The following is a 14558-nucleotide window of genomic DNA, read 5'->3' on the forward strand; positions in this document are numbered from 1 at the left end:
GATGATGCGGCTTTTGTTGCCCGGCTGTTGCGAGAGTTTAGTAGTGTCACCCCGGAAAGTTCGCAAAAGTGGGATGTGATTCATCCTGAGGCTGGTCGCTGGCAATTTGCGGATTCTGATCGAGTAGTAGATTTTGCCGTGAGCCATCAGTTAGCCATCCGGGGCCATACATTGGTATGGGGCAGGGCAAGTGTCCCGGACTATATCGAGCAGGCTGCGGATGCTAAGCAGTTGCGCGATTATATGGCCGACCATATAAGCACATTAGTTAGTCGCTATCAGGGTAAGATTGAGCGCTGGGATGTGGTGAATGAACCGCTGGCGATTCGCGGTGGCGACTATGCCGATTATATTTTTAATCGCCTGCTGGGTACTGACTATATTGAACAGGCTTTTTATCTTGCCCATCAGGCAGACCCGGCTGCCAAGCTCTATATTAACGAGTGGTATGATGAAAATGATGAAGAAAAATTTCAGGCCTATTATCACTTAGTGCAACAATTATTGGATAAGGGCGTGCCGCTGCATGGTGTGGGTATACAGGCGCATTATAATTTTCACGACCCGGCACCGGAAAAACTACAGCGGCAAATTCAACAGTTTGCAGCACTGGGTGTTGAGGTTGAACTGACTGAATTGGATATCGCCAAATTTCCCTGGCTGGATAATCGCTTGCAGGATCAGGGTATTGAATATTACCAGGCGGCAAAGGCCTGTACCGCGGTTGCCGCCTGTAGCGGGATTACGGTGTGGGGTTTTACAGATCGTTATAACTGGATTAAGGATTGGTTAAATCTGCCAGGATTTACCCCCTTGTTAATGGATCAAACATTACAGCCCAAGCCCGCTTATTATGGTGTACAACAAGCGTTGCTTGAGCGCCAACCAACAGCCAACCCTTTTTAGTGCAGGAATAAAACTATGAGCAATTTAACCGATAAAGTCGCCTTGATTACGGGCGCTGCAAGACACCGCGGGTTGGGCCGTGCCATTGCCCATCGGCTGGCAGCCGATGGTGCCAGCATTGTTGTTTGTGGCCGCCAGCGGGCACCAGAGCATTTGCCAGCCAATGAGCAGGAGATAGGCTGGAACGGTATCGATTCACTGGCCGCAGAACTGCGGGAGCAGGGACATAAAGCGCAGGCGATTGTCTGTGATGTGACCGATAAGGACCAGGTGGTGTCGATGATCGAGCAGATCAAAGCCGAGTTTGGCCGTCTGGATATTATTGTTAACAATGCGGGAGATGCCAGCAATGCAGGTTCATCACCAATTTTTGAAACCTCGGAAGAGGTCTGGAATAACACGATTGATGTCAATATTAATGGCGTGTTCCTGATCAGTAAATACGGTGGTCGCTTTATGCTGGAGTGTGGCCATGGCGGTAGTATTGTGATGATTGCCTCCTTGGCGGGCAGGGTAGGTTTGGCGGATTATGGCGCCTACTGTGCCTCAAAGTTTGGGGTGATTGGGTTTACCCAGCAGTTGGCGCTGGAGTTAGCTAAAACCGGTATTCGGGTTAATTGCGTAAGCCCCGGTTCCCACTCTACCGATATGATGGATGGCACCATTGGTCGGGCCAGCGAAAAACATCAATTGCCAGACGGTGCTTTTAAACAAGCTATCGAAGACTTTATCCCTATGGGACGGATGGGCGCGCCTTCGGAATTAGCCGGCGTCGTCGCCTTTTTGTGCTCCGATGATTCCAGCTTTATTACCGGCCAGACCATTAACTCCGATGGCGGTTCACGCCTTGATTAATAAGTTGTAACGATTATGCGTATTGATAAAACCGTTCAGTATCATGCGGCACAGCGTCCTGATAGTCTTGCTCTGGTGCAGGATGATCTGCAGCTAACCTACGGCGAACTGGATCAGCGGGCCATTAAAGTGGCCAACGGCTTAAGCGCTATCGGCATGGTGAAAAATGACCGTGTGGTAATCGTGGGTGAAAACTCTATCGAGCATGTTGTGTTGATTTTAGCCGCGGCAAAAATTGGCGCTGTCGCTGTTACATTGAATTATCGCCTGGCCGTCCCTGAAATGCGCTTTGTGTTGGAGGATGCCCAGGCAAAAGTGGTTTTAACCACCGATCAGATATTTGTCGAAACGGTTGTCAGCGCTAGTGAGGGTTTGCCCATACAGCACTTTAGTGTTATCGATGAATTGCCGGATCAGTGGCTGCCCTGGACTTTATGGTGGCAGCAGCAATCACTGGATACTATTGAGCCGGTCAGTGAGATTGATGATGCATTTTTACAACTGTATACCAGTGGTACAACCGGAAAACCGAAAGGGGTTGTACTGTCCCATCGCAATATAGTTGATGTGGGTATGTCCGGTATTATCGCTGCGGAAAATCGCCCCAGTATTGGTGATACCGAATTAATTATGGCGCCGCTATTCCATATTGGCGCCATAGCCCCGTTATTTTATTCCCTGTTAATTGCGGTTACCGTGGTGATTCATCGCAATTTTAATCCCCTTGCTGTGGTCGACACCATTGAGAACTACCGTTTAAAAAGTTTATTTATGGTGCCAGCGATGATTCAGGCGATTATCTCCGCGGTGCCCAATGTCAGGGAGCGAGACTATAGCAGCTTGAAGCGGATTAATTATGGCGCTTCACCGATTGGTGAGGGCTTGTTAAAAGATGCGCTGGAGATATTTAATTGTGATTTTCAGCAATCCTACGGCATGACTGAAACGGCGGGCGCTATTTGCCAATTAACTGTTGCCGACCATAAAAGAGCACTGAATGGCCGCTTGGATTTATTAAAATCCTGTGGTCGGCCCAATGCGGCATCAGAGGTGAAAGTGGTTGATGATTCTGGACATCCGCTACCGGCTAACGAATTGGGTGAGCTGATGGTAAAAAGCTCAACCGTCATGATTGGCTATTGGAATCAGCCAGAACAAACAGCTCAGGCGATTAATGCGGGTTGGCTCTATACCGGTGATATTGGCTACTATGACGAAGAAGGCTATGTCTTTTTAAAAGATAGAAAAAAAGATATGGTCATTACCGGGGGCGAGAATGTCTACCCCAACGAAGTGGAAAGAGTGTTGTTGCAGCACCCGGTGGTGAGTGATGTGGCGGTGATTGGTGTGCCTGACGAGAAATATGGTGAGTCTTTGCTGGCTTTTATTGTGCCTAACGCCGAAGGCGCGCCTATTGATGAGCTGAGCCTGATTGAGTTCTGTCGAGAACATTTGGCCGGTTATAAAATTCCACGGCAGTATGTCGCTCTCGACACGCTGCCGCGCAACCCATCCGGTAAAGTATTAAAAACCGTATTGCGCGAACCCTATTGGCCTTAGGGTGGTGTAAGCCACCCCGTTATAGCGTTACTTTTTCTTAAAGCTTAAGTAGAGCCCCTTTCTACCTCGCAGGACAATATTGGGCCAAAAATTCAGGTCTGATTTTTCCTCTACAATTTCAAAGTCTTTGAGTCGTTCAAATAAGGCGGTAAAGGCAATGACCATTTCTTTTCTGGCCAGCATGGCGCCCGGGCAAAAATGAATGCCTTGCCCAAAGGCAATATGGTCACTGGCATTGCTGCGCTCAATATCAATATCTGTGGGGTTTTCAAATACTGCACGATCATGGTTGGCGGCATGGTAGCGCAGCATCACGAGTGACTCTTTAGGGATTTTAACGCCGTGCAGTTCTGTGTCCTCTGTGACCACACGCCAAAGTCCGGCGCTAGGTGATTCCATTCGTAAAATTTCTTCTACCGCATTGGCTATCTTGCCGGGGTCGGCTTGTATAGCTTGCATTTGCTGCGGATTATTGATCAGGCTAACCATACCGCTGGTGATAGCCGACGTGGTGGTTTCATTACCTGCGACCATTAACTGTTGTAGCAAATTCTGCAATTCTTCCATGCTGAGTTTGCGCTGTTCTCCGGTTTCAGCATCATTGATCACGGTATTGACCAGATCGGTAATCATATCGTCTTTAGGTTCTTCACTGCGCTTTTTGATCATATCCGCAAAGTAAAACTGAAAAGCGACAATGTTTTCAGCATCTTCTATCTGCTCTTCAGGTGTGGCCAGTTGGCTTAGGCGACGGGCAAAGGAATCGGACCATTCTTTAAATTCCTTGAGGTCTTTGCGGGGCACACCTAACTGGTCCGCAATCACATATACCGGTAGCGGGGTGGTAAACTCCTTAACAAAGTCACATTCGCCTTTTTCAATGAAACCATCGATCAGTTCATGGACGATTTTTTCCATATACTCGGCCATAGTATTAACCCGTTTTAGGTTAAAGACTTTATTGACCAGTGTGCGGTAGGTTTTATGTTTTGGCGGATCCGCAGTAACCAGGGTGTCTACTGGCTGCCAGGCACGATTATAAATCTCAGTGACCTCCGGGGCAGGCTCTGGCCCCTTTAATAAATGGTTAAAATTGTTGGAGAAGGTTTTCGTGTCTTTGCTAATCTTTTTAATATCGGCGTGACGACTCACCATATAAATATTGGTATCCGGTAAATGGTAGACCGGCGCTTGCTCCTGCAAGGTTTCATAAAATTCATAGGGGCAGTTTAATGTCTCCTGATCGAAAAAATTAAAATCCATCGGGCACTTGCCTGTTGCAGCGGTTTTTTTGGCGGTATTATCCATTTATAGTTCTCCACTGATATATTTGTCTAAGGTTTGATGGAAGTGACGAATACGGACTTCCTGATAATTTGCCAGCACTAGCTCACCGGATTTTACATTTTTCATGCCTTTTTGAATCTTGGGCATATTCTGCAAATCCTGATCAAAGATAGTGCCAAGGCTTTCGCCCAGTTCCGGAGCCTGGGAAAATAATTCATCGTCGCCGAGCCGTCTAACGGGTGTGTCCTTGGGTCTTTCTGCGCCAGTGGCTAATTGGCAGATCACAATAATTTCCATAATGGCCGTTTGATGGTCATCACCATTGGGGCGAAAACGGTAAGTAATATTGGGGTGAAAACCGGCCCATGGCGCAAAGTTGGGGAAGATGGAATATAAAATGGAATCCATTCGTTCACTGTTGGTGGCAAAGCTATCCAGAGGCTGATCGTGATTGCTGCTAAATTCATCGGCATTTAATTGCGCAATATATTCTCTGGCGGTTTTACCGTCTGGCACCAGCGCATTATTCGGTCTGGCGACCATGGCAGAAACACCCAGCATATTATCCACCACATCCTGATCCGTCAGGCCTTCAAGGTGAAAACTGGGTACGCCCAGTGCGGTAATAGTGCGGCTGATATGGTCACCCCAAACATCATATTGAGAGTCGGCATCATCCGTATAGGGCAGGATTTGCGGATGGGTTGCCACGGCGTGATAGGACTCAATAAAGGCTTCCCAGCCCACCTTCCAGTTACAGGGGATGACTTTTTCTACATGAATCATTTTATAGCCGTTCTCAGGCTTCCAGCGTTCAAAGTGTGAGGGCAGCACACCGAGATACTCTTGCAATGACGGGGCATTCTTATCCATATTAATAAAGACCCAGCCACCCCAGGTGTCTACCAGTACGTCCGTCAGGCCAAATGTATCTTTATCAATATGGTGAAAGTCCCAGGCACAGGGAGCACCTTTAAAACCACCATCGAGATTCCAGGTAAAAGCGTGGTAAGGGCAGCGCAATTCTTTATAGTTGCCACTTTCATCAATTAGCTGGCGGCCACGGTGCAGACAGGCATTATTAAAGGCTTTTAATTCGCCCTGTTCAGTGCGGCTAATAAGAATCGACATATCGACAATATCGTAGACAAAGGTATCACCGGGCTCGCTGATTTCCGTTACCCGGCAGACGGATTGCCATGTGCGTTTCCAGACATGCTCCACTTCCTGTTCATGAAATTCCCGTGACAAATAACGTTCAACGGACAGGTTTTCTGAGCCTAGATAAGGGTTGGTATTATCCCTAAGGCTATCTGGTACCGGGTTAAGCTCTTTATCTAATAAGTCCTGATACGAGGGGCCGGGTGATCGTGGGCCAATCGTATTATCTATTTTTACATCCAGTTTAGCCGTCATAGTCTTCACCTTAGCCGTTAAGAGTTAAGCCCTGCATCCACCCCGTATGGAACCCGTTAGGGACTCGTCCGGGAATATGGATTTTGGCAATAGGTCCATCGCCTACGCAGCCAGCTTTTAGTACCGAGACAAAAGGGTCTTCTCCCGGGTTATAAACAAAGCACATCACATAGCCATCTTCTTCTTTATCGCTGTCGGGGTTAGGGACATAGAAGGGCTCACCGGCATTGGCGTCATGGCCATATTCCCAGAGTTGGGTTTGGCCTGTTTCCATATCAAATTGCACGGTACAGTTATAACCGTGGGCATCAGTCCATTCCCGGTTGGATGCGGTAGCAAAACCATACTGGTAATGCAGGCCACAGCGGCGATCATCCGCTTTGGAAAACTCGCAGTAAATAGCGCTCAGTTTAGTATCAGTCACGGCTTTAGTATGAAGATCCAGCGTCATACGGTGCATATTGCGAGTCTGTTTTTCGAGGCCGCTATCAAGGGCTTTGGCGAAGGGGATTTGTTGTAGCCAGATATAATCCACGATTAATTGGCCATCTTCTTCATAGCCATTACAGAAGTGCCAGCTGAAAAAGGCGGGGGTTTCAAATTCAATTATGTCACTGCCGTCCCGTTTAATTGCGATCACTTTAGCGGGCTTATCAGCGTCCCAGCGGAAGGGGTCTTTACCCGCCATCGCATCCTCCGGGCTGTGGTAGCCAGGGGGGTAAAAGATCACTACCCAGTCACCACAAATTTGTAAGTCATGAATAATGGTTTTTTCTGCCATCGGAACCGGGATGGCTTTGCTGGGTACGCCGTCGCGATCAAAAATTTGCAGCGTAAAATAATCGCCATCGGTACGCTGGGTACAGGAAATCAACTCGCCGGTCACAGGGCAGATTTTCGGGTGTGCCGACAAGGCATCACCGGGCCGCAGATAACCCTCGTAGTCATACAGTTCAACCGTTTCAAGGCCGGCTGACATCAGGTGAGGGAAGCCGCCTTCCCATAATGAGTAGAGCTTGCCGCCGTGCATAATCACGGAGGTGTTGGAGGTATTTTTCAGTGGGCTGGGTTCGCCGCCTGCATCCAGTACATCCTGGGGGACGGGTACCAGTTTGCCGGGGCTGCCGTAGATAGTGCGGTCAAATTCACGTTCGGTTTTTAAATGATTGGTTTGCACCCAGCGGTTGCGGTAGTGCACTTTGCCTTTATTAAAGTAGAGGCTGTGGATCATACCGTCACCATCAAGAGGGTAGACATAGTGAATCGGTTCATAGGCAGTATTGGCACCGTTACGCATAAAGGCACCCACCAGGTTCTCAGGCACTGTGCCTTCTACGGTAAGCTCGGTGTCATTAAAATCGCGCTCTTCGTCAATGGGGGCATAATTGCCCTGTAGGTAGGGGAAGCGGCTTAGATCCATAGTTAACTCCAGTGGTCTTGTGTTGTTATTTATCGCTTGCTGTTGATGGTTTTTGTATGACTGTAGTTGGATCCTAGCAATGCGGAAAAATAAAAGACAGGACTGACTGTTTTTAAATAAAGGTTAGCTGATATAGATCAATTTTTACTGGATTTAGCAGGCTGGCGCAGGTGAGAGCCTGATTGTCGGTAGCCAAAACTATGGGAGTTTTGGCGAAAAGGGTACTTTAACTATCTTTCTTAAGTTCTTGTTTGTATTGGGGATTTATAATAAAAAACGGCTTCGAACTCATAGTCCGAAGCCGTTTTAGGTGCAGCGCACTGTGGAGCTGTTTAGCCTAATAAGTCGTGTAACTGGCGATGCATATTTTGTACGCCGGGCTCATTTCTCCCGATAATTACATTGCGGTCAATACCGGATTGCAGGCCACGGTGGACTTTGTCTACCAGGCCATAATCTTCCGCTACAGCCACATCATTGATCATTTGAAAGTAGTCTTCAAAGCCTTTGCGCTCTTCATCAGACTTGGGCTCATGGGGGATAAACATGCTGTGGTAAACCACTGACTTACCCGGGCTGATAGGGTAAACGCGCCAGGTCTGGAAATGATCGTTGACTACAAAGATAACGGTATTAGGGAAAATATAATTGACATAAGAAGTATATTCGCGAGGCTCCCATTTATCTTCAGGGACTTCTTTCAGTTCATTGATTTGTAAAGACGGTGAGCCCATTGAGTGGTTGCGGCCATACTGCACGTAGTTGGCGGTATTGCTATAGGCCATCTGGGCAATACTTTCAGGGTGTAAAAATTCAAAGTGATAATACTCGTGGAAGGTATCCATATTTAGCTTCCAGCTAAAATCAGTAAATACCTGCTTGGCACCCAGGTAGTAATGATCTTTAAACCCAAAACCATCCAGGCGCTCACTGATACCACCCAGAACTTCATCGATATCAAAGCTTAGATCCGGGTTGGGCATCACAAAAATCATATCGTGCTTTTCTTCGACCTGAAGCTGTCGTAAGCCCAGTTCCTCACGGTTGATATCCGGGAAACCTTCGTTGCCAAACGGCACGCCAATCAGTTTGCCGTCAAGATCATAACTCCAGCCGTGGTAAGGGCAGGAAAACATCTTGCCTTTTTTCGCTGAGCCGTGATCACAATCAGTCAGTGGTGCACCGCGGTGCGAACAGGCATTAACAAAGGCATTAAGGCTGCCGTCTTTGGTACGGGTAATCAATATGGGTACACCGGTATCATCAAAAGAAAAATAATCACCTGGATTAGGAATAATGCAGCTGGGGCCTACAAATTGAGCGTAGTTACGAAATAGCTCAACCTTTTCACGGTCAAACTGATCGGGGCTAGTGTATTCACTCACATTGATTGTCATGGTGCTATCAGCGAGTGTGGTGGTTTTATTGGCCACCAGGTCCATCAGTGTTTTAACTTCAGCTACCAGTTTTTCCTGTTGCATTGTCTGCTCCTGCTGCCTGTGACAGCGTATTATTCTCTTTGTTAGTCGTTATCGCCAAGTTGTAGTGGCGGGAAGTTAGGGGCGCGTTTTTCTAAAATAGCGGCTACACCTTCCTTAAAATTGTCTCCGGCAAAACTCTTTAGCATTAAGTCTTCAGCGTTCTTTTGTGCATCGTCAAGACTGTTCATCCAATCCTGATGCAACTGCCGTTTAATAATAGCCATAGAGTAGGGTGAACAGTGTTGAGCTAGATCAGCTATATAGTCTTTAGCCTGGCTAATTAACTGATCCTGTTCGCAAATACGATTAATCATGCCCATCTGTTTGGCTTCTTCGGCATAAACACGGCGGCTGGATAGCAGCATATCCATGGCGTTAGCATTGCCCACCATACGGGGTAGCAACCAACTGCTACCCCATTCGGCAATCAGGCCGCGCTGGGAAAAGGCGGTCATAAAAAAAGCCTTGGGTGTGGCAAAACGTAAATCGCAAAATAATGCGATGGGGATAGCCATGCCGACACAGGCGCCGTGAATGGCGGCTATAACAGGTTTGCGGATAGAGGCGATATAGGAATAGGTTTGGCGGTAGCCCGCATCCAGCGTGTTATCACCGGGAGGTGTGATATTGGAACCATCGGGTCGTCCGCCGTCGACAATATTATCCAATAGGCTTAGGTCGGCACCGGAGCAAAAAGCGCGATCGGCTCCGGTAAAAATAATGCCCACGATAGTGTCGTCATGTTCAGCCTGGTGAAAAGCCTGACGGATTTCATCACCCATAGAATCCGTCCAGGCATTAAGTTGCTCTGGACGATTCATGGTTATGATGGCGCTGGGGCCATCGACTGCATAGGTGATTTCCTGGTACATAACAAAACCCGCTTATAAACCCAGCACCATCTTCGCAATAATATTGCGTTGCACTTCTTGTGAACCACCAAAGATAGAGGCAGCACGGTTATTCAGGTAGCGGGGCGTTACTGAGGTAATATAGTCGGGACGGTAAGGGCTGCCATCGTCAGTGGGGTCCATGGCCAGGCCCTGATAGCCGATAACTTCAACCGCCAGCTGATTAATGCGCTGCTCTATGGCGGTTGCCGATAATTTCATAATGGAAGATTCCGGACCGGGGTTGCCACCGCCACTAACGGACGACAAAATTCTTAGCTCGGTAATCTCAAGGGCTTTTAAGTCCATGGCGATACGGGCCAGCTTTTTATCAATCTCGCCATTGGCATTAAAAGCGGGATCTTTTTTGCCTTGTTCAGCAATCAGTTCACGTAAATGATCCAGTTCATAGGTGATGCGATCACCGTTAAAACCACCACCGCGCTCAAATTCCAATAAGTACTTGGCGCAGGTCCAGCCTTTATTTTCTTCGCCGACTAAGTTGGCTTTGGGGATGCGTACATCCTGGAAGAAAACCTGATTCACTTCGTGGTCATTGGCCATGGTGATAATGGGGTCAATGGTGATACCCGGTGTGGCCAAATCAATCAGTAAGAAGCTGATGCCCTGTTGTTTTTTGCCGCTATTGTCGGTACGTACCAGACAATAGATATGGGTGGCAACATGGGCGTGTGTGGTCCAGATTTTAGAACCGTTCAGCACATAATCATCACCGTCAGATTCAGCTTTTAGCTTTAAGCTGGCAAGGTCAGAGCCGGAACCGGGTTCGGAATAACCCTGGCACCAGTAGTGCTCACCGCTAAGCATTTTGGGCAGATACTCAGTTTTTTGCTCCTCGGTACCAAAGGCCATAATCACCGGGGCTAACATAAGCAAGCCCAATGGAATAAGCATGGGGGCCCCGGCTAAATAGCACTCTTTACTGAATAAGTACTTTTGCGCAGGGGTCCAGTCAGTGCCGCCGTATTCAACCGGCCACTGCGGTACGGCCCAGCCTTTATCAACCAGTACTTTTTGCCATTCCAGTGCGGTTTCTTTTTCAACAAACACACTGGCATTGGTTTTATGCGCTTCTATAACACTGGCTGGCATATTGTCAGCAAGAAACTGGCGAACTTCCTGTTGAAACTGGAGTTCTTCTTCGCTGAAATTTAAATCCATAATCTTGACCTTTCTATCAATGGTTGTCTTGCGCGCCAACACTGCCACACAAAAAATCTAAATTGTAGGGTGGATTATAATCCACCGTATATTACTGTTACGTTTGGTGGATTATAATCCACCCTACATGGGTTTAGGCGGTGGGCTCCATTGCCCAGACGATACCGCGTCGTAATAATTCGTAAAATTCTTCTGTTCTCCAGGCGCCTTCTTCAGGGACCGGGTATTCTTCAACGATAGGCTGCATATCATACTTACCGCGACAGTGGCCTAATGTTAAGTATAAAACCTGTCCCTTGCCATAAGGGTGGATATAGTAGACCGGCTGTACATCGGTTTCTTTCATCCAGGCATCACTGATAAAGCCTTCATCCACCTTTTCTGACCAGTGGGTGTGAAGCAGGACTTCATGGTCGCCGTGGAATTTACACAGATAGAGTTCATCGTCCACTTTAAAGGGTGGGATATCTTTTACCAGCGGATGGTCTGGCTGGGTGATCTCTACCTGATATTCGTGAATGGGCGGGTGAGACATAAACTGGCTGCCCAGTATTTCCATAAACTCGACGTTTTCTTCCGGGGTATCAACATCAAAGCTGCCGTCATCCTTAGGTAAGAAGCGTAAAATAGAATTGGTACCGTGAGTGGCAAACCATTTCTTACCACTGCGAACAAATTCGCTAAGGCGTTTGGTTTCTTCTTCGGTAGGTAATACATCACAGGTATAGGTGATAATAAAATCAGATTCGCAGATGGCATCGATGTCACTGTAATCAGCGCCGACTTTAACTTTGATGCGTGGCTGCTCGGCCAATAACTTCATAATTTCCAGCCGGGCATGGTCAATATTGTGGTACTTGCCGCCGGCAATAAGATAGACGTCTATACGATCACTTTTACCCATAATCTCAACTCGTTAATCATTCGTTATTATATGTTGGTGTGTAAAAACGGGCCGAAGTTTTGCTTCGGCCCGTTTCGGGTCTTGCTTATTTCAAGTGCTTACAGCTGTACACGCTTAGTGAAACCACCGTCGGCCACCAGGTTAACACCGGTGATCAGGCTGGCAGCAGGGCTGGCCAGGAAGGCAACACTGTTAGCGATTTCTTCTGCGCTACCCATACGACCCTGTGGGATCTGGGCCAAAGTCATATCGTAAACTTCTTTCATATTTTCTTTGATAAAGTCCCATGCGCCGCCTTCAATAAAGACTGGGCCTGGAGCCACACTGTTGACGCGGATACCCATAGGCGCTAATGCCTGACTAAGCTGCTTGGCGTGTACTACCAAAGCGCCTTTGATGGCATTGTAAGGGGCAGGCTGCATAAAGGTTTCAACACCCGCTGTGGAAGAGATAACAACAATAGACGCCGCTTCGGACTTCTCAAGGAAGGGCATAGCCGCTTCGATACCGCGAGTTGTACCCAGAACGTCGATATCCAGGTTGGCCTGCCAGGCTTCATCACCGACAGCACCACCGCCAGCACTAACATTCGGTACGAAGATATCAATACCACCCAGCTCTTCACCTACGGCAGCAATCCACGCCTGATAAGTCGCTTTATCAGCAACATCTACTACGGAGCCTGTGACTTTAACGCCTTTAGCGCTAAGGTCCGCAACCGCAGCATCAACTTCAGCCTGGTTACGTGAGCAAATTGCCAGATCAACACCTTCATCGGCCAGTAAATTAGCAATGGCGCGGCCAATGCCTTTGGTAGAACCGGTAATAACGGCTTTTTTTCCAGATAGTCCGAGATCCATGAATGTCTCCTAGTAGTAAATTATTGGTATATTGGGGTTTATTTCAGGCTGGTCTGGTCCCGCCAATAGGGCGTTTTAGGCAGCTTGACTATAGATTGATCGCTCAATTTGAAGCTTAAGGTATCAAACCTCCTAAAAAAAAACAATCAGATTTGACTGTTTATTTTGGTTCCGATAATGTGGGCATCATAATTGATAAAAATAACAGTCAGATCAGGCATTTCCGGCCATATTGCCGGCCCAAATCGGCTGTTGAAACTGCACCAAAACTGGAGATAAAACATGAAACTATATTCATCGGTTGGCCCTAATCCACGTGTTCTGAGAATGTTTATGGCAGAGCGGGGCATCGAGCTGGAAACTATCGATGTCGATATTATGGGTGGTGATAATTTAACCGATGAGTTTAAGAAAATGAACCCATCGGCTCAGTCTCCCTGTTTGCAGCTGGATAGCGGTGAAGCGCTGGCTGAAATTACCGTTATTTGTAACTATCTGGATGAAATAAATGGTAGCTCCTCGCTGGTGGGGACTACTCCTGAAGAGCGCGCACAGACAGCTATGTGGGTTCGTCGTTTTGATGGCCGTATACTTGAGCCTATGTCTCTGGGTTTTAGAAGCGCCGAAGGTTTGGCTATATTTGAAAACCGCTGCCATGTCGTCCCTGAGTCGGCAGATGATTTAAAAGCAGTCGTTCAGTCAAATTGGGCCTGGATCAACGAAGCGTTGGGCGATAAGCAGTACTTCTGTGGAGACCGCTTTACCCTTGCAGATATACAGCTGTACTGCTTTGCGGACTTTGGCAATATGATTGGTCAGGGTTTCCCTGCTGAATTATCTAACTTAGCGGCCTGGTTTGCCCGTGTAGCTGAGCGTCCAAGCATTGCCGCCAGTTTCCACCCTTCAGAATTAGCGCAAGCTCAGTAGTATCACAGGGCGGTTAGGCGGATGGCGATGATCGATTACCAAAATGATAATGCCGTTTTGGTAATGACCAAGGGGCACCCGTTTAATCGCGAAGATTTTCTCAGTGTGTTTGATGGCATTGAGGGGATTAATGCCTGTAGCGTCGAACAGCCTGCCTCGCAGGCTTTTTTTAATCCTGAGCTGGCTAAAGATTATCGCGCCTTTGTGCTTTATGATATGCCGGGGATGGATTTCTTTAAGGCTGACGCAGATGATGGGCTGGCACCTCGCTATATAGAGCCGCCCACCAGTTTTAAAGAAAACTTTTTAGCGTTGTTAGAACAGGGCCACGGTTTTGTTTTTCTTCATCACACCATTGCCGCCTGGCCGGCATGGCCTGAGTATGCAGAAATAATTGGTGGCAAATTTTTATATAAGCCTGGTCAGATTAGGGGGGTTGATTACCCGGATTCCGGTTATCGCCATGAAATCACTCACCAGGTCTCTGTACTTCAAGATCACCCTGTAACCGCTGGGGTTAGCCAGACATTTTCAATTAACGATGAATTATATTTATCCCATGTCTTTGATGATTCAGTTATCCCTCTATTAAGTAGCGATTACGATTATTGTGATAGCAATTTTTACTCATCCCAGCAGGCGGTCACAGGTACCATGTTCAGTCGAGAAGGCTGGCATCATGCTCCAGGCCACAATCTTATTGGCTGGGTAAAACACTACAAAAATAGCCCTATAGTCTACTTACAGTGCGGTGATAGCAAAGCTGCCTATGATAGTACTGAGTATCAAACACTGTTAAGCAATGCCATTAACTGGGTGGCCAGTGACGAGGCCAAACAGTGGGCTCGCGATAGAAACAATCATGAATAA

General features: G+C 47.6%; 13 protein-coding genes. 5 read left to right on the top strand and 8 right to left on the bottom strand.

Features of this window, described 5'->3' with window-relative positions; all coding sequences use genetic code 11:
- Positions 1-27: 27 nt before the first annotated feature.
- From BST96_RS17150 to BST96_RS17160, 3 genes are read left to right on the top strand one after another with little or no spacing between them, the layout of a single operon-like run.
- A complete protein-coding gene (locus tag BST96_RS17150) occupies positions 28-906 on the top strand; it encodes an endo-1,4-beta-xylanase (protein WP_169714027.1) in 879 nt (292 codons plus the stop codon).
- Between the two features lie 15 nt (positions 907-921).
- Positions 922-1761 (top strand): SDR family NAD(P)-dependent oxidoreductase, encoded by an 840-nt coding sequence (locus tag BST96_RS17155; protein ID WP_085759874.1) that lies wholly within the window; start codon positions 922-924, stop codon positions 1759-1761.
- 15 nt (positions 1762-1776) lie between these two features.
- Complete coding sequence (locus tag BST96_RS17160) at positions 1777-3321, top strand: long-chain-fatty-acid--CoA ligase (RefSeq protein ID WP_085759875.1); 1545 nt, start codon at positions 1777-1779, stop codon at positions 3319-3321.
- 27 nt (positions 3322-3348) lie between these two features.
- Here BST96_RS17160 and BST96_RS17165 read toward each other — a convergent pair whose 3' ends face one another.
- The 8 genes from BST96_RS17165 to BST96_RS17200 all read right to left on the bottom strand — a co-directional run bounded on the left by BST96_RS17165 (position 3349) and on the right by BST96_RS17200 (position 12761).
- Positions 3349-4629 (bottom strand): cytochrome P450, encoded by a 1281-nt coding sequence (locus BST96_RS17165; protein ID WP_206045361.1) that lies wholly within the window; start codon positions 4627-4629, stop codon positions 3349-3351.
- Positions 4630-6024: an aromatic ring-hydroxylating oxygenase subunit alpha gene (locus BST96_RS17170; RefSeq protein WP_085759876.1), complete on the bottom strand. Its 1395-nt coding sequence runs from the start codon at positions 6022-6024 to the stop codon at positions 4630-4632.
- Between the two features lie 10 nt (positions 6025-6034).
- Positions 6035-7444, bottom strand: coding sequence for a carotenoid oxygenase family protein (locus tag BST96_RS17175; RefSeq protein WP_085759877.1), 1410 nt, complete (start codon positions 7442-7444; stop codon positions 6035-6037).
- A 332-nt stretch (positions 7445-7776) separates the two neighbouring features.
- Positions 7777-8925, bottom strand: coding sequence for an aromatic ring-hydroxylating oxygenase subunit alpha (locus BST96_RS17180; RefSeq protein WP_085759878.1), 1149 nt, complete (start codon positions 8923-8925; stop codon positions 7777-7779).
- A gap of 41 nt (positions 8926-8966) precedes the next feature.
- On the bottom strand, positions 8967-9797 hold the full coding sequence (locus BST96_RS17185) for an enoyl-CoA hydratase-related protein (protein ID WP_085759879.1): 831 nt from the start codon (positions 9795-9797) through the stop codon (positions 8967-8969).
- A 12-nt stretch (positions 9798-9809) separates the two neighbouring features.
- A complete protein-coding gene (locus tag BST96_RS17190; RefSeq protein ID WP_085759880.1) occupies positions 9810-10997 on the bottom strand; it encodes an acyl-CoA dehydrogenase family protein in 1188 nt (395 codons plus the stop codon).
- 133 nt (positions 10998-11130) lie between these two features.
- Positions 11131-11901 (bottom strand): ThuA domain-containing protein, encoded by a 771-nt coding sequence (locus BST96_RS17195; RefSeq protein ID WP_085759881.1) that lies wholly within the window; start codon positions 11899-11901, stop codon positions 11131-11133.
- A gap of 98 nt (positions 11902-11999) precedes the next feature.
- Positions 12000-12761, bottom strand: coding sequence for an SDR family NAD(P)-dependent oxidoreductase (locus BST96_RS17200; protein ID WP_085759882.1), 762 nt, complete (start codon positions 12759-12761; stop codon positions 12000-12002).
- Positions 12762-13043: 282 nt separating this feature from the next.
- Between BST96_RS17200 and BST96_RS17205 the strand changes: the two genes are divergently transcribed.
- Complete coding sequence (locus BST96_RS17205; RefSeq protein ID WP_085759883.1) at positions 13044-13688, top strand: glutathione S-transferase family protein; 645 nt, start codon at positions 13044-13046, stop codon at positions 13686-13688.
- Between the two features lie 27 nt (positions 13689-13715).
- Positions 13716-14558, top strand: coding sequence for a ThuA domain-containing protein (locus BST96_RS17210; RefSeq protein WP_240554830.1), 843 nt, complete (start codon positions 13716-13718; stop codon positions 14556-14558).

Origin of the sequence: Oceanicoccus sagamiensis (assembly GCF_002117105.1) — a bacterium.
Taxonomy (GTDB): domain Bacteria; phylum Pseudomonadota; class Gammaproteobacteria; order Pseudomonadales; family Dasaniaceae; genus Oceanicoccus; species Oceanicoccus sagamiensis.

Bases quoted from the DNA above. Each gene is read 5' to 3' on its own strand.
- BST96_RS17155 (WP_085759874.1), top strand. From the start codon at position 922: ATGAGCAATTTAACCGATAAAGTCGCCTTGATTACGGGCGCTGCAAGA.
- BST96_RS17160 (WP_085759875.1), top strand. From the start codon at position 1,777: ATGCGTATTGATAAAACCGTTCAGTATCATGCGGCACAGCGTCCTGAT.
- BST96_RS17165 (WP_206045361.1), bottom strand. From the start codon at position 4,629: ATGGATAATACCGCCAAAAAAACCGCTGCAACAGGCAAGTGCCCGATG.
- BST96_RS17170 (WP_085759876.1), bottom strand. From the start codon at position 6,024: ATGACGGCTAAACTGGATGTAAAAATAGATAATACGATTGGCCCACGA.
- BST96_RS17175 (WP_085759877.1), bottom strand. From the start codon at position 7,444: ATGGATCTAAGCCGCTTCCCCTACCTACAGGGCAATTATGCCCCCATT.
- BST96_RS17180 (WP_085759878.1), bottom strand. From the start codon at position 8,925: ATGCAACAGGAAAAACTGGTAGCTGAAGTTAAAACACTGATGGACCTG.
- BST96_RS17185 (WP_085759879.1), bottom strand. From the start codon at position 9,797: ATGTACCAGGAAATCACCTATGCAGTCGATGGCCCCAGCGCCATCATA.
- BST96_RS17190 (WP_085759880.1), bottom strand. From the start codon at position 10,997: ATGGATTTAAATTTCAGCGAAGAAGAACTCCAGTTTCAACAGGAAGTT.
- BST96_RS17195 (WP_085759881.1), bottom strand. From the start codon at position 11,901: ATGGGTAAAAGTGATCGTATAGACGTCTATCTTATTGCCGGCGGCAAG.
- BST96_RS17200 (WP_085759882.1), bottom strand. From the start codon at position 12,761: ATGGATCTCGGACTATCTGGAAAAAAAGCCGTTATTACCGGTTCTACC.
- BST96_RS17205 (WP_085759883.1), top strand. From the start codon at position 13,044: ATGAAACTATATTCATCGGTTGGCCCTAATCCACGTGTTCTGAGAATG.
- BST96_RS17210 (WP_240554830.1), top strand. From the start codon at position 13,716: ATGATCGATTACCAAAATGATAATGCCGTTTTGGTAATGACCAAGGGG.